Origin of the sequence: Roseovarius sp. MBR-6 (assembly GCF_040547525.1) — a bacterium.
GTDB lineage: Bacteria > Pseudomonadota > Alphaproteobacteria > Rhodobacterales > Rhodobacteraceae > Roseovarius.
On the sequence record NZ_JBEPPW010000003.1, the window covers coordinates 203,326 to 219,365 of the forward strand.

Genomic DNA, 16,040 nt, shown 5'->3' on the forward strand with positions numbered 1-16,040 from the left:
CGACCGCCACCCATGCCAAAAACCCCGCGCCATATCATGACCGGACCCGAGGACGGCGACAACGAGACGTCGATCGCGCTCAAGACGCGGCCCCGCACGCAGCGTCCGCCGCTCTACAAGGTCCTGCTGCTCAATGACGATTACACCCCGATGGAATTCGTCGTGGCGGTGCTTGAGCGGTTTTTCGGGATGTCGCATGCGCAGGCCTTCGAGATCATGCTGACGGTTCACAAGAAGGGCGTGGCCGTCGTCGGCGTGTTCAGTCACGAAATCGCCGAGACCAAGGTCGGTCAGGTGATGGATTTCGCCCGCCGCCATCAGCATCCGCTGCAATGCACGATGGAAAAGGAATAGCGTGGCCCTTGCCGACCGCCTGACGCTCGCGCTTGAAAGCGGGCATGTGGTGCTGCCCGAGAGCGGGCGCATCGCCGTATTCGCGCCGCGCGCGGGCGCGGACATCTCGGTGCTGCCACGGGACCGGGTGCAGGTAATCACCGGATTTGCCCCGGATTTTCAGCATTTCAACGCGCAAGGGTATGACTGTGCCATCACGCCCGAAGGCCGCTATGCCACCGCGCTCGTGTGCCTGCCGCGCGCAAGGATGCTGGCCCGCGCGCTCCTTGCCGGGGCAGCGGGGGTCAGCGACGGGCCGGTGATCGTGGACGGGGACAAGACCGACGGTATCGAATCGATGCTGCGCGCGCTGCGGGCGCGCACCGAGACCGGGACGCCGCTTTCCAAGGCCCATGGCAAGATAGTCGTGCTCGCGCCCGGTGCCGACCTCTCCGACTGGCAAAGCCCCGGACCGCAAGAAATCGAGGGCGGGTTTGTCACCGCGCCGGGGGTGTTTTCCGCCGACGGGATTGATCCCGGCTCGCGGCTGCTCGGCGACACACTGCCTGCTAAGCTTGGCGCGCATGTGATTGATCTGGGGGGTGGCTGGGGCTATATTTCGGCCCGCGCGCTGGAGCGCGACGGCCTCACCCGGCTCGACCTGGTCGAGGCCGATCACGCGGCGCTTGAATGCGCGCGCCGCAACCTGCACGATCCGCGCGCGCATCTGCACTGGGCCGACGCGACCGGCTGGCGGCCCGAGACGCGCGCCGACACGGTGATCATGAACCCGCCCTTTCACACCACGCGCGCCGCCGATCCCGGCCTTGGCCGCGCCTTCATCGCGGCGGCCGCCGACATGCTCAAGCCTGCGGGCGCGCTCTGGCTGGTGGCCAACCGGCACCTCGCGTATGAGAGCACCCTCGCCGAGCGGTTCAAGCGCGTGACCGAGGCGGCGGGCGATAGCCGTTTCAAGATCCTCCATGCCAGCCATCCCTCTCGCCAGCGGCCCTGAATTGGCCTAGATTGCGCGACGGATCAGCCAGAAAGGCCCCTTTGCCATGTCCTTTTCCATCGCGGGCAAGACCGCCATCGTCACCGGAGCCGCCAACGGAATCGGCCTGGCCATCGGCCGGCATTTTGCCGACAAGGGCGCAAATGTGATGTTCGCCGACAAGGACGAAAAGCGGCTCAAGGAAGAGTTGGGCAAGCTGGCCGAGAGCGACAATGTCCGTTATTTCGCTGGCGACATGCGGCAGAAACTGGCGCAGGCCAACCTGCTCTCGGCCACGCTCGACGCCTTCGACGAGGTGGACATTCTCGTGAACGCCTGCCGTCAGGTGTTGCCTTCGGACCCGTTCAACACGGATGATGACGGGGTAGAGACCCTCTGGCAACAGAACGTCATGACCGCGTTGCGCATGAGCCAGCTTGTCGCGCGTCGCATGATCAAGCAGGCGGAGGGCGAGCGCGAGGGGACAGCAGGAACGATCGTCAACCTGTCGTCGATCGCCGCGCGGCGCACGCATCCCGACCTCCTGGCCTATTCCATTGCCTCGGCCGCGCTCGACCAGATGACGCGCAGCCTTGCCGTGGCGCTGGCACCACACCGCATCCGCGTCAACGCGGTGGCCTTCGGCTCGGTGATGAGCGCCTCGCTCAAGGACACGCTGCGCGAGCACAGCGATTACCGCGAGGATATCGAGTGCCACACGCCGCTGGGACGGATCGCCTCGGCCACCGAACTTGCCGAGGCGGTGCAATATCTCGCCTGCGACGGCTCGGCCTTCATGACCGGGCAGATCATGACCATGGATGGCGGGCGCACATTGATCGATGCCTGCGCCGCCCCCGCCCATTGAAGGAGTGCCCATGTCCGAGGATTTCACCGACCGCAAGGCCCGAGCAAGCGGCTGGTTCCGAAACCTGCGCGACGAGATCGTCGCCGCCTTCGAGGCGCTGGAACAAAGCCACGCCGCAGGCCCGTTTGCCGACATGCCCCCCGCCCGATTCGATGTGACCGAGACAAGCCGCGCCAGCGAGGATGGCTCGGACGCGGGCGGCGGGTTGATGAGCGTGATGCGGGGGGGGCGCGTCTTCGAGAAGGTGGGCGTCAATGTCTCCGAGGTCTACGGTCATCTTGGCGAGGCGGCACAGCGCGCCATGGCCGCGCGCGGCGTGCCCGGCATGGCGGACGATCCGCGCTTCTGGGCCTCCGGCATCAGCTTGGTGGCACATATGCAAAACCCGCATTGCCCGGCCGTGCACATGAATACCCGCATGTTCTGGACGCCCCACGCCTGGTGGTTCGGCGGCGGCTCGGACCTCAACCCGTGTATCGAATACGCCGAGGACACCGCCCATTTCCACGCCACGCAAAAGGCCCATCTCGACCCGCACGGGACCGATCTTTATCCGCGCCTCAAGGACTGGGCGGACGAGTATTTCTTTGTGCCCCATCGCGGGCGGGCGCGCGGCGTCGGCGGGATCTTCATGGATGATCGCAACACCGGCGACTGGGAAGCGGATTTCGCCCTGACGCAGGATATCGGCCGCGCCTTCCTGCCCGCCTATCTGCCGCTTGTGGAGCGCCGCCGCGTGCAGCCCTTTGACGCGGCCGACAAGGAGGCGCAGCTTGTGCATCGCGGGCTCTATGCCGAATACAACCTTGTCTATGACCGGGGCACCAAGTTTGGCCTCGCCACCGGCCATGACGCCAACGCGGTGCTGATGAGCCTGCCGCCGCTCGCGAAATGGGTGTGAGCGTGGAACGCGCGTTCGCCACGGTGACCCTTTCGGCGAATTATTGCTGCACCGCAGCATCGCGCTGCCCGGTTTTGTCCCCCATTCCATCCAATCCGTGCCAAATCCGCCTCTTTTTTCCAGAAACAACCCGCTTGCGCTTGAATTGCGCGGCCTTCCGGGTCTAAGCCGCGCGCATTCGACGTGCCAACCGGCGCGCCCTTTTTTGCCAACATGACGAAGGTTGCCATGCAGTCCCCAAATTTAGCCCCCGTCCCCGAACTCTACGTTTCCTACGAGAGTGCCCAGAAACTCAAGGTCGAGGCCGCCGACCTGACAAGCTGGGATCTCAGCCCGCGCCAGATCTGCGATCTGGAACTGTTGATGAACGGCGGCTTCAACCCGCTCAAGGGGTTCCTGAGCGAGGCCGATTACGACAGCGTTGTCGAGACCATGCGCCTTGCCGATGGCACGCTCTGGCCGATGCCGATCACCCTCGACGTGAGTGAGAAATTCGCCGAAGGGTTGGAAATCGGTCAGGACATCGCGCTGCGTGATCAGGAGGGCGTGATCCTCGCCACGATGACCGTCACCGACCGCTGGACGCCGGACAAGGCGCGCGAGGCGGCGCATGTATTCGGGGCCGATGACAGCGCGCATCCGGCCGTGAACTACCTGCACAACACCGCAGGCAAGGTCTATCTCGGTGGCCCCGTCACCGGCATTCAGCAGCCGGTGCATTACGATTTCCGTGGCCGCCGCGACACGCCCAACGAATTGCGCGCGCTCTTCCGCAAGCTGGGCTGGCGGCGCGTCGTGGCCTTCCAGACCCGCAACCCGCTGCACCGCGCGCATCAGGAACTGACCTTCCGCGCCGCGCGCGAGGCGCAGGCCAACCTGCTCATCCATCCGGTTGTCGGCATGACCAAACCGGGCGATGTCGATCACTTCACACGCGTGCGTTGCTACGAGGCGGTGCTGGACAAATACCCCTCCGCCACCACCACGATGAGCCTGCTCAATCTGGCGATGCGCATGGCCGGCCCGCGCGAGGCGGTGTGGCATGGACTCATTCGCCGCAACCATGGCTGCACCCATTTCATCGTCGGGCGCGACCATGCCGGCCCCGGCAAGAATTCCGCCGGGCAGGATTTCTACGGACCCTACGAGGCGCAGGAGCTTTTCAAGGAGTATCAGGACGAAATCGGCCTAGAGATGGTCGATTTCAAGCACATGGTCTATGTGCAGGAAAAGGCGCAATATTACCCGATTTCGGAAGTGCCGGAAGGGTCGACCGTGCTGGATATTTCCGGCACCGAACTGCGCCGCCGTCTGGCCGAGGGGCTGGAGATCCCCGAGTGGTTCTCGTTCCCCGAAGTGGTGGCGGAGCTGCGCCGCACCCGTCCGCCGCGCTCCAAGCAGGGCTTTACCGTGTTCTTCACCGGTTTTTCCGGCTCGGGCAAATCGACCATCGCCAACGCGCTCATGGTCAAGCTGATGGAGATGGGCGGGCGCCCCGTGACGCTGCTCGACGGCGATCTGGTGCGCAAGAACCTCTCGTCGGAGCTTGGGTTTTCCAAGGAGCACCGCGACCTCAACATTCGCCGCATCGGCTATGTCGCCTCCGAGATCACCAAGAATGGCGGCATCGCCATCTGCGCACCGATTGCCCCCTATGCGACCACCCGCCGCGCCGTGCGCGAGGATGTCGAGCAGTTCGGCGCCTTCGTCGAGGTGCATGTGGCGACAAGCATCGAGGAATGCGAGCGGCGCGACCGCAAGGGCCTCTACAAGCTGGCGCGCGAGGGCAAGATCAAGGAATTCACCGGAATTTCCGATCCCTATGATGTGCCCGAAAACCCCGAACTGCGCGTCGAGACCGAGAATGTCGACGTGGACAACTGCGCGCATCAGGTGATCCTGAAGCTTGAACAGATGGGGCTGATCGCGGGCTGATCGCGCTCCACGAACGACCAGGACCGGGCCGCCCCTGACGGGCGGCCCGTTTGCGTTCGGCGGGATCGGCCATCGACACCCCTGCCTCTGCGCCCTAGGCTGCGCCGTAAAACCCAAGGAGCGCCAATGTCCGCCATGTTCGAGGAACTCGATTACCAGCCCACCGATATCGGCGCGATTTCGCTGCGCCGTCGCCGTGACCTGCGGCTTGGGCTGGATGTTCTGGAGATCAAGCTGGGCGAGGAATTCCTTATGACGAGCGCCTTTACCGCCTCGGAGGTGGCGCTGGCGCGGCTGGGGCTGGCGGCCTGCAAGGGGGACGCGCTCGATGTGGTGGTGGGCGGGCTTGGCCTTGGCTACACGGCGCAGGCGGTGCTGGCCTCGGACCGGGTGGCGCGGCTGGCGGTTGTCGAATATCTCCAACCGGTGATCGACTGGCACGAAAGCGGCCTTGTGCCGCTTGGGCCGGAGTTGACGGGCGATCCGCGCTGCCGCTTCATCCGGGGCGATTTCTTTGCCCTGACCGGCACGCCCCATGGCTATGACCCGGCCATGCCGGCGCAGCGCCATGACGCCATCCTTGTCGATATCGACCATTCGCCCGAGGGGCTGCGGGACGTGCTGCGCCATCTCAGGCCGGGGGGCATATTCGGGCTCTGGTCGAACGAGCGGCCCGATGCGGAATTCACTGCCCGTCTGGCGGGGGTCTTTGCCAAGGCATGGGCCGAAGAAGTGGTGTTCGAGAACCCCTTGCAAGACCGCCCCTTTACGCAAGCGGTCTACCTGGCGCGCGCCTGACATGCTTGTGACATGACATTTCAGGCGCGCAGGATAGGTTCGACGTAAACCGTATTCAGAGGATTTCATGCGGGTTTTCGTTCTTTTCGTGGCGCTGATGCTGCCCTCCCTGACGCTGGCTGCGCCCAAGGCCGAGAGATGCCATGCAGAGGTCCCCTGCCCGCTGGGTGACCGCGCCTATCACGTCCGCGAACCCGACGATTGGGACGGGGTCACGCCCCTGCCGGTGCTGCTGCATTTCCACGGCTGGATGCGGCAGGGCACGCTGATCGTCAATCATGGCCGCATCTCGGGCGCGACGCGGCGGCGCGGCGTGCTGCTGCTTGCCCCCAACGGCGAGGGCAAGACCTGGGATTTCTGGACGCGGGTGACCGATGACGTGGATTTCGCTGCCGCCGTGATCGAGGACGCGGCAGAACGCTATCCCGTCGACCGCAGCCGCATCTTCGTCTCGGGCTATTCCTACGGCGCGGCGATGGCCTGGCGTTATGCCTGCGAGAACGGCACGGGAGTGGCGGCCGTGCTCGCGGTCTCGGGCACGCTCGATCAGTTCGAGGACTGCCCGCAGGCCCCGACCGAGTTCCGCCATGTCCACGGAACGCGCGACACCGTGCTGAATTTCCCCTTTGGCCCGAATGGCGAGACGACATGGCCCGTCAAACTCTGGCGTGACCGGATGGGTTGCGACGGGCCGGGACAAGCGACAGGCGACTGGTCCATCACCGAGCATGATACGTTCACACGCACCGCATGGAACTGCGCCGAGGGGCGCGTGGTGCTCGATGTCCATGCACGCGGCCATTTCATCCCGCGCGGCTGGATCGCGCGGCAACTCGATGAGTTGCTTGACCTGCCGCCCTCCTATCCATGAGCCGGACGCTTTCAGGATACCCGTCTTTGACGCGTGACCCGCGCTTTTCGGCCCCGTCATTGTCCGGCTTGACCGGGCAATCTCGCAAGACCGGCCTCGCACTCGGAGAGGTGACCTGGTCGGGCCCGCGCATGACGGTACGGGGGTTGACAGGCCGCGCGCCAAGCATCAGGCCGATGTCATGCGCCTCTTTCTCCTGACCGCCCTCACCATGATCGCATTCGCCGCCAATTCGGTGCTGAACCGGATGGCGCTCGCGGGCGGGAGCATCGACGCGACAAGCTTCGGCACGATCCGGCTGATCGCGGGGGCGGTGATGCTGGCGGCGCTTTGCATCGGTCTGCGCGGTGGCCTGCGGCTTGGCGGGCCGGGCCGGGTCGCGGGGGTGGCCGCGCTCTTGCTCTATATCTACGGGTTTTCCGGGGCCTATACCGTGCTCGATGCGGGCCTTGGCGCGCTCATCCTCTTTGGCGTGGTGCAGATCACCATGTTCGCGGGCAGCCTTCTGGCGCGCGAGGCGATACCGCTGCGCCGCGCGCTTGGGGCCGCTCTGGCATTTGCAGGCCTTGTCTGGCTGCTCTGGCCCGGCGCGGGGCCGCAGGTCAGCGTGCTGCACGGGCTCTTGATGGCGGCAGCGGGCGTGGGATGGGGGATTTATTCGCTCACGGGGCGCAAAAGCACCGATGCGCTTCAGGGGACGGCTGCGAATTTCCTGCTGGCGGCACCTCTGGGCCTCCTCCTCGGGATTGCCCTGCCGTCGGGTGCCGTGACGCTTGGGGGCGAGGGGATCGCGCTGGCGGTGCTGTCGGGGGCGATCACCTCGGGGCTTGGCTATGCGCTGTGGTATCGCGTGCTGCCCGCCCTGCCCGCCTCGGTGGCGGCGGTGGCGCAACTGACCGTGCCGGTCATTGCCATGGCGGGCGGCGCGCTCTTGCTGGGCGAGCGGATCGACGTGGCGTTGGTGATCGCCGGGGCGGTGGTTCTGGGCGGCGTCGCGCTCTCGGTCGTTCCGCTCAGGGGGCGACGATAGGCTCGAGCGGGTCGTAGCCCATGCCGCGCCGGAAAGCGACATGGCCAAGGCTGGCCGGTTTGACGCGCAGCGTGGTCAATTCCGACTGCGTGACCCAGCGGCGGCGCGTCACCACGCCTTCGGGGTCGCGCCAATCGTCGGAGAGCACCCCCTCGACCAGACGGCAGCGAAAGAACACCTCTACCTGATGAAACCCGCCACCGGGCGCGTGAAACTCGTTCACGAGGCATGGCGGCCCCACCCGGATGCGCAGCCCGGTCTCCTCATGCACCTCGCGGATGAGGTTCTCGGGCAGAGAGCGGTGCGCCACCACCCCGCCCCCCGGTGCGCACCAGAGCGTGCTGTGCGCATCAGCATAGGCGTTGACCAGCAGAAGGCGTCCCTCCTCGACGATCACCGCGCGCACCGCCAGACGGGGGGTCATGGCCTCAGCCGCCCGAACCGGTCACGCGGTTGACATGGCCCATCTTGCGCCCCGGCTTGACCTCGGCCTTGCCGTAGAGATGCAGCGCCGCGCGCGGATCGCGCATGAGATCGGGCAGCCGGTCCATATCGTCGCCGATGAGGTTTTCCATCACCACGTCCGAGTGGCGCGCCCCGTCGCCAAGCGGCCAGCCCGCCACCGCGCGGATATGCTGCTCGAACTGGTCGATGGCGCAGCCTGCCTGCGTCCAGTGGCCGGAATTGTGCACACGCGGCGCGATCTCGTTCACGATGAGGCCGCCGGGGGTGACGAACAGCTCCACCCCCATGACACCGACATAATCGAGCGCGTTGAGGATCTTGCCCGCCAGCAGCACGGCATCGGTGCGCTGCGCCGTGGTCAGGCGCGCGGGCACCGTGGTGGTGCGCAGGATACCGCCCTCATGAACATTCTCGCCCGGATCATAACAGGCCACCTCGCCCGACACCCCGCGCGCGGCGATGACCGAAACCTCGTGCGAGAAGGTCACGAACCCCTCGTAGATCGCCGGTTGCCCGTTCATGGCGGCAAGCGCGGCCTCGGCCTCCTCATGCGTATGGATACGCGCCTGCCCCTTGCCGTCATAGCCGAAACGGCGGGTCTTGAGGATACCGGGCATGCCGATCTCGGCCAGCGCCTCGGCCATGTCCTCGGGGTCATCCACGGCTGCAAAGGGCGCGGTGGCCAGACCGATATCCGTGAGGAACGCCTTCTCCACCAGCCGATCCTGGCTGGCCCTGAGCGCGCGGCGGTTGGGGCGCACGGGGCGCAGGCCCTCGAGCACATCGAGCGCGGTCGTGGGGATGTTCTCGAACTCGTAGGTGATCACATCGACGCTCTCGGCAAAACGCCGCAGCGCCGCCTCGTCGTCATACCCGGCCTTGACATGGTAGTTGCTGACATGGCTGGCGGGACAATCGCCACCCGGCTCGAAGATGCAGGTCTTGAAGCCGAGGCGGGAGGCCGCGACAGACAGCATCCGGCCAAGCTGACCGCCGCCGAGAATGCCGATGGTGGCCCCTGGGCTGAGCGGCTCAGTCATCGCGCGGCTCCTCGGGGATCGAGGCCGAGAGCGCCGCGCGCCAATCATCAAGCCGCTGCGCAAGCGCCGGATCGGAATTGGCAAGGATCGCCGCCGCCATCAGCCCGGCATTGGCCGCGCCTGCCGCCCCGATGGCCATGGTGGCCACCGGAAAGCCGCGCGGCATCTGCACGATGGAATAAAGGCTGTCCACACCCGACAGCGCGCGTGTCTGCACCGGCACGCCGATCACGGGCACCCGCGTCTTGGAGGCCATCATCCCCGGCAGATGCGCCGCCCCGCCCGCGCCCGCGATGATCACCTGAAGGCCCCTCGCCACCGCTGTGCGGCCATACTCCCAGAGCCGGTCCGGCGTGCGATGCGCCGAGACGATCCGCGTCTCGTAGGCGACGCCCAACTCATCCAGAACCGCTGCGGCCTCACGCATGGTCGGCCAGTCGGACTGACTGCCCATGATGATGCCCACCTTCACGCCTGTCATGCCGCGCCCCTCTCTTTGGAGCGCGCACTATAGCCATCGCGCGGGCTTACGCAATGATGTCCGGGTATAGCCGATCCTCGATCCGGGCGATGGTGTCACGCAGCCAGAGCTTCTTTTTCTTGAGCCGTTGCAAGGTCAGTTGATCGGCGGTGCCACGATCCTGCAACGCGCGGATGGCCTCGTCGAGATCGCGATGCTCGCGGCGGAACTCTTCGAGTTCCACGCGCAGCACCTCTTCGTTCTTCATGGACAGATCGCCAAAGGCATTCATGGTCAGCGATTCCCCTGAAAACACTGCGGAAGGCGACGATACCGGATTTTTCCGCATCCGCAAAGCACTTGCAGAGCCCGGTTGCCAACCCCATATTTGCTGCACCGGGCTGCCTTTCAAGGGGTCCGGGCCAAGGACGGTCGCTTACACTCAAGGACGTGTCATGACAAAGCTTACTCTGGGATCGCATCCCTATCTGCTGGGCTTCGAGCAACTGGAACGGATGCTCGAACGCAGCGCGAAATCCGGCAACGAGGGCTATCCGCCCTTCAATATCGAACAGACTTCAGCGAATTCCTATCGCATCACGCTCGCCGTGGCGGGCTTTGCCGAGGACGATCTGGCGATCACCGTCGAGGACCGGCAACTGGTCATTCGCGGACGGCAGTCCGACGCGGGCGAGGAGCGCCTGTTTCTTCATCGCGGCATCGCCGCGCGGCAATTCCAGCGCTCCTTCGTGCTGGCCGACGGTGTCGAGGTGGGCGAGGCGGTGATGGAAAACGGCCTGCTGCATGTCGATCTGCGGCGGATCGAGCCGGAACCGGTGGTGCAACGGATCAGGATCAACAAGGGGTAAGCGGTCATGGATGTGAAACAGGATATGGCACAGGCGGGCGGGCGGCCCATCGTCTATGTGCGGCCCGTAAAGGTGGACGAGTTGCCCGAGGAGGTGCGCGCGCAACTGGACGGCGTGGAAACGCTCTACGCGGTTCATTCGACCGAGGGCGAGCGTCTTGCACTGGTGCGCGACCGCAAGCTGGCCTTTTTCCTTGCGCGGCAAAACGACATGGAGCCGGTCACGGTCCACTGACCGGCCCCCTGCCGCCACCCTGTCAGATCAGCGCGAATATGCGCGCCGGACCCCCGGTGCCGCCCCGATGCTTGGGCGCGCCGACAACGATGGTGGCGCCGCTCGCGGGCACCTTGTCGAGATTGGCAAGGCACTCGATCCCGAAGCGCCCGGTGGGCAACCAGGCGTAATGCGTGGCGAAATCCGGCGATATCCCGTGATCGAGCGACAGCGTGTCGCTGGCGATGGAGCGCGCGCCGGTCTCCTCGATCAGCATTTGCGCGGCTTCGACATGAAAGCCCGGATAATGCTGTTTCTCGCCGTCGAAACCGCGGAACGCATCGCTGCCCACCTTCGCGCCCCAGCCGGAATGAAGCGCCACACAGGCCCCGTCCGGGATCGGGCCATGCTGCGCGATCCACGCCTTGAGGTCCTCCGGTGTCACCTGAGCATCGGCATCCCCGGCCGCGCGCGCCGCGATATCGACCACGCAGAGCGGTGCCACCAGATCACCCACGGAGATCTCGTCAACCGACGCGCCATCGGCAGAGAAATGCAAGGGAGCGTCGATATGGGTGCCGGTATGCTCGTTCACCGTCAACGTCATCAGGTTGAAGCTGTGTTCGGCAAAGTTGAAATTCTGTTCCACCGAAATGCCGGGCGCACCGAAATAGGTCGGGAAACCGGCGTCATAGGTGTGGGTCAGATCCTCGACCTTGCCATGGCCCTGGGCCAATGCGGCAGGCGCGCCAAGCGGGGCCAGCGCCGTGGCCGCGCCGACAGAGGCGGCTGCGGTGAAAAAGCCGCGCCGCGACAGCATCCTGTCCTTGACCGCGTTGATGATGCAGACGTCACACATGGGTCTCTCCTCTTCTGTTGGCGCGCAAGGCGCATCCTACTTGCCGAACTCCTTGAGCGCGCGCATGTCGATGGTCCCGATCAGCGCCAAAAGCGCCTCCGGCTCTGCGCCGCTCGCCTTGACGAGGATACGGTTATCGACCAGCCCTGTCACCTCGCTGTCCTGAACCATGAATTTCTCGCGCCCGACGCGCTCGACCTTGGCGCCATAAAGGGCCGCGTTCCCGATCATGCCGCCGAGCGCCCCGACCATGGGATTGTCGGCCATGAGTTGCAGCGTGATGGACTTGCCCTCGCCCCGATAGCTGGCCTCGGTCCCGGTGCCGCCGCCCATCATGGCCAGCCCTGCGTTCATCTCGGTATTGATCTCTCTGGTCCAGCCTTCCGGGGCCTCGGGCAGAAATTGCGCCAGCGCCTCGGTCTTGAGCTGCAACAGGAGTTGTCGGGCATAGTCCAGCTCTTCGAGCGCATAGGCCGCGTCGCCCTCACCATAGGCATCAAGCGCGCTTTGCAGCGTATCGGAAATCTCATCAGCCCCGGCAGGCAGGGCAAGACCAAAGACAAGGGTTGCGGCAATAAGCGGACGTGTCATTTGCGAATACTCCGGGTTTCATGCAAAAGGGTGCCTGACACCGGCAATGGGTCGGTGCCATGGGCCGAGTTTACGGCGCTGCGGCCCGTTTGCAAGACCGCAGCATGAGGGGGCGGGAATGGTCGCGCTGATGCGTCTGCTGATCTTCGGGCTGATCCTGCTTACGGGGGTTTACCTCGGCCTCTTGTGGTATTTTCGGGCAAAGCGGCGCGGCCGGATGGCGCAGGACTGGCAGGAGGCCGGTCGCCCCGGAGACCGCGACGCCTATATCGCCGAGGGGATGGCGCAATATGACCGCTCGCTCAGGCGCAAGCTCCTGTGGCTGGTCTATATCCTGCCGGTGACAGCGATCACGCTGCTGATCTGGCTCACGAATTTCAACTGAGGGAACCCTCGACATGGTCTATCTGAAATGGGGTTGGCGCATCGTTTTCTGGACGGCGGTTGTGGCTTTTCTCCACTATACGCTGCCGCAGCACGATATCGTGCGGATCACCGACACCTATGAAAAGCGCGTCAATCCGGGCGAGAACGCGCTCTTCTGGTCAAATGCGAATACGGGCGAGAATGTCTCGGCCACCGAGCGCGACGTGTTCTTCATCCAGACGTTTCGCGCCAATGACCGTCCGATGATCTATCGCAACGAGGATACCGGCTGGGGCTGGCCACCCTATTTCAAGTTCAATACCTCAAACCTTCAGGCCCGCGCGTCGGACATGATGTCCAAGCGCAATGCCGAGACCGCGCAATGGGTGGCTGTCCGTCATTACGGCTGGCGCAACGAGTTCCTGTCGATCTATCCCAACGCGGTCGCGCTGTGGGAGGTCGAGGGGCCCGAGGCACGCATCATCCCGTGGTTCAATATCGTGCTGCTCGTGGCGCTCGCCGCACTTTACTGGGCCGTCCGGGTGCGCTGGAACCGGTTCTGGGCAAATCGGGGTGCGTCCGAGGGCGGCGAGTGGAGCGAGGGCAAGCTCTGAGCCTCCATCCGGCCCGTCACGGGGTTTCGCTTGATTTTTACAATGGCGGTGCAATCATCGGGCCGTGCGCCTGCGACCTGGCGCATATGGCCCGGCATACTCCCGGGGACGCGCAGACGAAGGAGAGCGGCATGCCGACAGGCACCGTGAAATGGTTCAATACCACAAAAGGGTACGGATTTATCGCCCCCGATGACGGCGGCAAGGACGTGTTCGTGCATATCTCGGCGGTGGAGCGGTCGGGGCTCACCGGCCTTGCCGACAATCAGAAAGTCGGGTTCGAGCTTCGGGACGGCCGCGACGGGCGGCAGATGGCCTCGGACCTGCGGCTGCTCTGAGCGCGACCCCGCGCGCTCAGTTGCAGCCCTTCGACCCCGGCGGGCAATCGTCGTAACGCGGGCGCGCGCTGCGGGCCACATGGTGAATGCGCGTGCTCACCGGGTGGCGCATGGCCTCCTGATAGCTTTGCGCCTGATTGGGCACGCCGCAGCAGATGGTGCCGTTGATGCTCACCGGTTGAAGCCCGGCAGGGCAGAAATTCGCCGTGCTGTCATAGGCATAGACGCGCGGCCCCTGCGCAAGCGCGGGTGCTGCCAGACAGGCAAGCGCCAGCGCGGTCATGATCTTCGCGGAAAACGGACGCATGAAACCCCCTCAAATACGGTTAATCTGCCGCGATGGTAAGCGATGCGCGGCCCCTGTCAATTCATAATGACCCTGTCAGAGGGGCACGGCCTCCCCCTCACCCTCCGTCAAAGAGCGTGTCGCCAAGCCGCGCCGCCTCGTCGGCAAGGCCGAAGGGCGGGTTGACCACGAAGAGGCCCGAGCCGGTCATGCGATGCCCGTCACGCACCGGGGCAAAGCGGACCTCGTGGCGAAATCCGTCAGGAAACGCGGCGCCCAGATGGGCCAGCATCGGGCGGTGGCTGTCGGATGTGAGGATCGGATACCAGAGCACGAATATGCCCACATTCCACTTGCGCGCCATCCGCGCCAGACCGCCGGGAATGGTGTCATACTCGGCCTTCACCTCGTAACTCGGGTCGACCAGAACCAGCCCCCGGCGCGGCGTGGGCGGGCAGAGCGAGAGGGCCATCGCGATCCCGTCCTGCTGACGGATGGTTGCGGGATACCCTGCCAGGGTCTGCACGAGGCGCGCATTCTCGCCCGGATGCAGTTCGGCAAGGTGCAGCCGGTCCGAGGGGCGCAGCATCTGCGCGGCGATGAGCGGCGAGCCGGGATAGGCGGTGGCACCATGCGCGGCGCGGGTCGCGTCAAGGCAGCGGCGATAGGCGTGATCCGCAGGCAGCCGCTGCTCAAGCCGCCCGATGCCCGCCGCCGCCTCGCCGGTCTTGAGCGCGGCCGCGTCTCCCAGATCATAGAGCCCGCGCCCGGCATGGGTCTCGATATAGGTAAGCGGCTTGTCCTTGGCGGTCAGATAGCCCAGCATCCACGCCAGCACCGCGTGCTTGTGGACATCGGCGGGGTTGCCCGCGTGATAATGGTGCTGATAGCTGAGCATGACCCCCGGTAGCAGGTGCCGGGACGATGGAAAAGACGGCACGGAGGGACGAGGCATGATCTTTGCGGATGGCATGGCGCGGCTTGGCACCGAATCCGCCTTTACCGTTCTGGCGCGGGCGCAGGCGCTGGCGGCGGAGGGGCGCGACATCATCAATCTTGGGATCGGCCAGCCGGATTTTCCCACCCCGCCGCATATCGTCGAGGCCGGGATCAAGGCGCTGCGCGACGGCCATCACGGCTATACCCCCGCCAACGGCCTGCCCGCCCTGCGCGAGGCGGTGGCCGCCGACCTGCACGCCCGCCACGGGGTCGAGGTCAATCCCGATCACGTCGTGGTGGTGCCGGGGGGCAAGCCGACGATGTTCTTTGCCGTGCTGATGTTCGGGGAACCGGGTGCCGAGATCATGTATCCCGATCCCGGCTTTCCGATCTACGAGTCGGTCATCCGCTACTCGGGGGCCACGCCGGTGCCGATCCCGCTCGGCGAGCAGAACGGGTTTGCCTTCGACGCCGGGGCGGTGCTGGCCCGGATCACGCCGCGCACGCGCCTCCTCATCCTCAACAGCCCCGCCAATCCCACCGGCGGCGTCACCCCGCGCACCGAGGTGGACCGGCTGGTGGCGGGACTGGCGGATCACCCGCAGGTGGCGGTGCTCTCGGACGAGATCTATTCGAACATGCTTTATGACGGGCGGTCCCACGTCTCGCTTTTGCAATATCCCGAGATCCGCGACCGTCTTATCATGCTCGACGGCTGGTCCAAGACCTATGCCATGACCGGTTGGCGCCTTGGCTACGCGGTCTGGCCCGAGGCGGCAGTGGGGCACGCGACGCGGCTTTGCATCAACGATCATTCCTGCGTGAATGCGGCCGCGCAATATGCCGGGCTTGCGGCACTGACCGGGCCACAGGACGCGGTGGCCGAGATGATGGCGGCTTTTGACGCGCGGCGGCGGCTGATCGTGGCGGCTCTCAACAGCCTGCCGGGGATGCGCTGCGCGGATCCGGGCGGGGCGTTCTATGCCTTTCCCAATATCGAGGGCACCGGGATGAGCGCGATGGCGGCGCAGAACCGGTTTCTGGATGAGGCCGGCGTCGCGACGATCGCAGGCACGTCCTTCGGCGCGGGCGGTGAGGGGTTCCTGCGCTTCTCCTACGCCAATTCCGCCGAAAACATCGCCCGCGCAGTCGAGCGGATTCGCGCGATCCTCTGACCGGTGGATATCCCCGACACGCACCGCGCAAACGTCGATGCAGAGCAGCGGGCCGGGTCAGACATGCGGTCGGATGGTTGGGATACGCGCTTTCG

Annotated in this window: 22 protein-coding genes; 14 read left to right on the forward strand and 8 right to left on the reverse strand. The window is 65.5% G+C overall.

The features are described from left to right. Nucleotides 1-36: 36 nt before the first annotated feature. From clpS to ABIE57_RS05580, 8 genes are all read left to right on the forward strand, one after another. Nucleotides 37-354, forward strand: a complete 318-nt coding sequence (gene clpS, locus ABIE57_RS05545; protein WP_354538016.1) for an ATP-dependent Clp protease adapter ClpS — start codon at nucleotides 37-39, stop codon at nucleotides 352-354. 1 nt (nucleotide 355) lies between these two features. Continuing rightward, nucleotides 356-1,348, forward strand: a complete 993-nt coding sequence (locus ABIE57_RS05550) for a class I SAM-dependent methyltransferase (protein ID WP_354538017.1) — start codon at nucleotides 356-358, stop codon at nucleotides 1,346-1,348. Between the two features lie 46 nt (nucleotides 1,349-1,394). Beyond that, complete coding sequence (locus ABIE57_RS05555; protein ID WP_354538018.1) at nucleotides 1,395-2,195, forward strand: SDR family NAD(P)-dependent oxidoreductase; 801 nt, start codon at nucleotides 1,395-1,397, stop codon at nucleotides 2,193-2,195. Between the two features lie 10 nt (nucleotides 2,196-2,205). Further along, a complete protein-coding gene (hemF, locus tag ABIE57_RS05560) occupies nucleotides 2,206-3,096 on the forward strand; it encodes an oxygen-dependent coproporphyrinogen oxidase (protein WP_354538019.1) in 891 nt (296 codons plus the stop codon). A 228-nt stretch (nucleotides 3,097-3,324) separates the two neighbouring features. Further along, a complete protein-coding gene (locus tag ABIE57_RS05565) occupies nucleotides 3,325-5,031 on the forward strand; it encodes a bifunctional sulfate adenylyltransferase/adenylylsulfate kinase (RefSeq protein WP_354538020.1) in 1,707 nt (568 codons plus the stop codon). Between the two features lie 126 nt (nucleotides 5,032-5,157). After that, nucleotides 5,158-5,829 (forward strand): polyamine aminopropyltransferase, encoded by a 672-nt coding sequence (locus ABIE57_RS05570; RefSeq protein WP_354538021.1) that lies wholly within the window; start codon nucleotides 5,158-5,160, stop codon nucleotides 5,827-5,829. A gap of 67 nt (nucleotides 5,830-5,896) precedes the next feature. Next, nucleotides 5,897-6,700: a CE1 family esterase gene (locus tag ABIE57_RS05575; protein WP_354538022.1), complete on the forward strand. Its 804-nt coding sequence runs from the start codon at nucleotides 5,897-5,899 to the stop codon at nucleotides 6,698-6,700. A gap of 181 nt (nucleotides 6,701-6,881) precedes the next feature. Beyond that, nucleotides 6,882-7,730: a DMT family transporter gene (locus tag ABIE57_RS05580; protein WP_354538023.1), complete on the forward strand. Its 849-nt coding sequence runs from the start codon at nucleotides 6,882-6,884 to the stop codon at nucleotides 7,728-7,730. On the opposite strand, the gene ABIE57_RS05585 is transcribed toward ABIE57_RS05580, so the two are convergent. From ABIE57_RS05585 to ABIE57_RS05600, 4 genes are read right to left on the reverse strand one after another with little or no spacing between them, the layout of a single operon-like run. Further along, nucleotides 7,714-8,154: an NUDIX domain-containing protein gene (locus ABIE57_RS05585; RefSeq protein WP_354538024.1), complete on the reverse strand. Its 441-nt coding sequence runs from the start codon at nucleotides 8,152-8,154 to the stop codon at nucleotides 7,714-7,716. The two genes, ABIE57_RS05580 and ABIE57_RS05585, sit on opposite strands and share 17 nt — an antisense overlap. 4 nt (nucleotides 8,155-8,158) lie before the next feature. Beyond that, nucleotides 8,159-9,235, reverse strand: coding sequence for a 5-(carboxyamino)imidazole ribonucleotide synthase (locus tag ABIE57_RS05590; RefSeq protein ID WP_354538025.1), 1,077 nt, complete (start codon nucleotides 9,233-9,235; stop codon nucleotides 8,159-8,161). Next, the gene (gene purE, locus ABIE57_RS05595) at nucleotides 9,228-9,716 is read right to left on the reverse strand and encodes a 5-(carboxyamino)imidazole ribonucleotide mutase (RefSeq protein ID WP_354538026.1); all 489 of its coding nucleotides are present in this window, start codon (nucleotides 9,714-9,716) and stop codon (nucleotides 9,228-9,230) included. Before purE ends, ABIE57_RS05590 begins: the two co-directional genes overlap by 8 nt. Before the next feature lie 46 nt (nucleotides 9,717-9,762). Next, the gene (locus tag ABIE57_RS05600; protein ID WP_354538027.1) at nucleotides 9,763-9,987 is read right to left on the reverse strand and encodes a YdcH family protein; all 225 of its coding nucleotides are present in this window, start codon (nucleotides 9,985-9,987) and stop codon (nucleotides 9,763-9,765) included. Between the two features lie 163 nt (nucleotides 9,988-10,150). On the opposite strand from ABIE57_RS05600, the gene ABIE57_RS05605 reads away from it, so the two are divergent. After that, nucleotides 10,151-10,564, forward strand: a complete 414-nt coding sequence (locus tag ABIE57_RS05605) for an Hsp20 family protein (RefSeq protein ID WP_354538028.1) — start codon at nucleotides 10,151-10,153, stop codon at nucleotides 10,562-10,564. 6 nt (nucleotides 10,565-10,570) lie between these two features. Then, nucleotides 10,571-10,798 (forward strand): DUF1150 family protein, encoded by a 228-nt coding sequence (locus tag ABIE57_RS05610; protein ID WP_354538029.1) that lies wholly within the window; start codon nucleotides 10,571-10,573, stop codon nucleotides 10,796-10,798. Between the two features lie 22 nt (nucleotides 10,799-10,820). Here the strand turns inward: ABIE57_RS05610 and ABIE57_RS05615 are convergent, their stop codons facing one another. Together ABIE57_RS05615 and ABIE57_RS05620 are read right to left on the reverse strand one after the other, a co-directional pair. Next, complete coding sequence (locus ABIE57_RS05615; RefSeq protein WP_354538030.1) at nucleotides 10,821-11,636, reverse strand: cyclase family protein; 816 nt, start codon at nucleotides 11,634-11,636, stop codon at nucleotides 10,821-10,823. A gap of 36 nt (nucleotides 11,637-11,672) precedes the next feature. After that, nucleotides 11,673-12,227, reverse strand: a complete 555-nt coding sequence (locus ABIE57_RS05620) for a hypothetical protein (RefSeq protein ID WP_354538031.1) — start codon at nucleotides 12,225-12,227, stop codon at nucleotides 11,673-11,675. 118 nt (nucleotides 12,228-12,345) lie between these two features. Here ABIE57_RS05620 and ABIE57_RS05625 point away from each other — a divergent pair, with 118 nt between their 5' ends. From ABIE57_RS05625 to ABIE57_RS05635, 3 genes are all read left to right on the forward strand, one after another. Beyond that, nucleotides 12,346-12,612 (forward strand): hypothetical protein, encoded by a 267-nt coding sequence (locus ABIE57_RS05625; protein WP_354538032.1) that lies wholly within the window; start codon nucleotides 12,346-12,348, stop codon nucleotides 12,610-12,612. A 13-nt stretch (nucleotides 12,613-12,625) separates the two neighbouring features. Next, complete coding sequence (locus ABIE57_RS05630) at nucleotides 12,626-13,207, forward strand: DUF1523 family protein (RefSeq protein WP_354538033.1); 582 nt, start codon at nucleotides 12,626-12,628, stop codon at nucleotides 13,205-13,207. 131 nt (nucleotides 13,208-13,338) lie between these two features. After that, nucleotides 13,339-13,545 carry a cold-shock protein gene (locus ABIE57_RS05635; protein ID WP_354537118.1) on the forward strand — a complete coding sequence of 69 codons (207 nt, stop codon included), beginning with the start codon at nucleotides 13,339-13,341 and terminating at the stop codon, nucleotides 13,543-13,545. A gap of 16 nt (nucleotides 13,546-13,561) precedes the next feature. Here the strand turns inward: ABIE57_RS05635 and ABIE57_RS05640 are convergent, their stop codons facing one another. Together ABIE57_RS05640 and ABIE57_RS05645 are read right to left on the reverse strand one after the other, a co-directional pair. After that, complete coding sequence (locus ABIE57_RS05640; RefSeq protein ID WP_354538034.1) at nucleotides 13,562-13,852, reverse strand: hypothetical protein; 291 nt, start codon at nucleotides 13,850-13,852, stop codon at nucleotides 13,562-13,564. A 97-nt stretch (nucleotides 13,853-13,949) separates the two neighbouring features. After that, nucleotides 13,950-14,729, reverse strand: a complete 780-nt coding sequence (locus ABIE57_RS05645; RefSeq protein ID WP_354538035.1) for a 23S rRNA (adenine(2030)-N(6))-methyltransferase RlmJ — start codon at nucleotides 14,727-14,729, stop codon at nucleotides 13,950-13,952. A 55-nt stretch (nucleotides 14,730-14,784) separates the two neighbouring features. Here ABIE57_RS05645 and ABIE57_RS05650 point away from each other — a divergent pair, with 55 nt between their 5' ends. Next, the gene (locus tag ABIE57_RS05650) at nucleotides 14,785-15,945 is read left to right on the forward strand and encodes a pyridoxal phosphate-dependent aminotransferase (protein WP_354538036.1); all 1,161 of its coding nucleotides are present in this window, start codon (nucleotides 14,785-14,787) and stop codon (nucleotides 15,943-15,945) included. The last annotated feature ends 95 nt before the right edge of the window (nucleotides 15,946-16,040 follow it).

What these genes read in the sequence shown, in the direction of transcription:
- ABIE57_RS05635 (WP_354537118.1), top strand. Translation starts at nt 13,339, where the DNA reads ATGCCGACAGGCACCGTGAAATGGTTCAATACCACAAAAGGGTACGGA.
- ABIE57_RS05640 (WP_354538034.1), bottom strand. Translation starts at nt 13,852, where the DNA reads ATGCGTCCGTTTTCCGCGAAGATCATGACCGCGCTGGCGCTTGCCTGT.
- ABIE57_RS05620 (WP_354538031.1), bottom strand. Translation starts at nt 12,227, where the DNA reads ATGACACGTCCGCTTATTGCCGCAACCCTTGTCTTTGGTCTTGCCCTG.
- ABIE57_RS05555 (WP_354538018.1), top strand. Translation starts at nt 1,395, where the DNA reads ATGTCCTTTTCCATCGCGGGCAAGACCGCCATCGTCACCGGAGCCGCC.
- ABIE57_RS05650 (WP_354538036.1), top strand. Translation starts at nt 14,785, where the DNA reads ATGATCTTTGCGGATGGCATGGCGCGGCTTGGCACCGAATCCGCCTTT.
- ABIE57_RS05630 (WP_354538033.1), top strand. Translation starts at nt 12,626, where the DNA reads ATGGTCTATCTGAAATGGGGTTGGCGCATCGTTTTCTGGACGGCGGTT.
- ABIE57_RS05615 (WP_354538030.1), bottom strand. Translation starts at nt 11,636, where the DNA reads ATGTGTGACGTCTGCATCATCAACGCGGTCAAGGACAGGATGCTGTCG.
- clpS (WP_354538016.1), top strand. Translation starts at nt 37, where the DNA reads ATGACCGGACCCGAGGACGGCGACAACGAGACGTCGATCGCGCTCAAG.
- ABIE57_RS05590 (WP_354538025.1), bottom strand. Translation starts at nt 9,235, where the DNA reads ATGACTGAGCCGCTCAGCCCAGGGGCCACCATCGGCATTCTCGGCGGC.
- hemF (WP_354538019.1), top strand. Translation starts at nt 2,206, where the DNA reads ATGTCCGAGGATTTCACCGACCGCAAGGCCCGAGCAAGCGGCTGGTTC.
- ABIE57_RS05585 (WP_354538024.1), bottom strand. Translation starts at nt 8,154, where the DNA reads ATGACCCCCCGTCTGGCGGTGCGCGCGGTGATCGTCGAGGAGGGACGC.
- ABIE57_RS05580 (WP_354538023.1), top strand. Translation starts at nt 6,882, where the DNA reads ATGCGCCTCTTTCTCCTGACCGCCCTCACCATGATCGCATTCGCCGCC.
- ABIE57_RS05645 (WP_354538035.1), bottom strand. Translation starts at nt 14,729, where the DNA reads ATGCTCAGCTATCAGCACCATTATCACGCGGGCAACCCCGCCGATGTC.
- ABIE57_RS05605 (WP_354538028.1), top strand. Translation starts at nt 10,151, where the DNA reads ATGACAAAGCTTACTCTGGGATCGCATCCCTATCTGCTGGGCTTCGAG.
- purE (WP_354538026.1), bottom strand. Translation starts at nt 9,716, where the DNA reads ATGACAGGCGTGAAGGTGGGCATCATCATGGGCAGTCAGTCCGACTGG.
- ABIE57_RS05570 (WP_354538021.1), top strand. Translation starts at nt 5,158, where the DNA reads ATGTCCGCCATGTTCGAGGAACTCGATTACCAGCCCACCGATATCGGC.
- ABIE57_RS05565 (WP_354538020.1), top strand. Translation starts at nt 3,325, where the DNA reads ATGCAGTCCCCAAATTTAGCCCCCGTCCCCGAACTCTACGTTTCCTAC.
- ABIE57_RS05625 (WP_354538032.1), top strand. Translation starts at nt 12,346, where the DNA reads ATGGTCGCGCTGATGCGTCTGCTGATCTTCGGGCTGATCCTGCTTACG.
- ABIE57_RS05610 (WP_354538029.1), top strand. Translation starts at nt 10,571, where the DNA reads ATGGATGTGAAACAGGATATGGCACAGGCGGGCGGGCGGCCCATCGTC.
- ABIE57_RS05575 (WP_354538022.1), top strand. Translation starts at nt 5,897, where the DNA reads ATGCGGGTTTTCGTTCTTTTCGTGGCGCTGATGCTGCCCTCCCTGACG.
- ABIE57_RS05600 (WP_354538027.1), bottom strand. Translation starts at nt 9,987, where the DNA reads ATGAATGCCTTTGGCGATCTGTCCATGAAGAACGAAGAGGTGCTGCGC.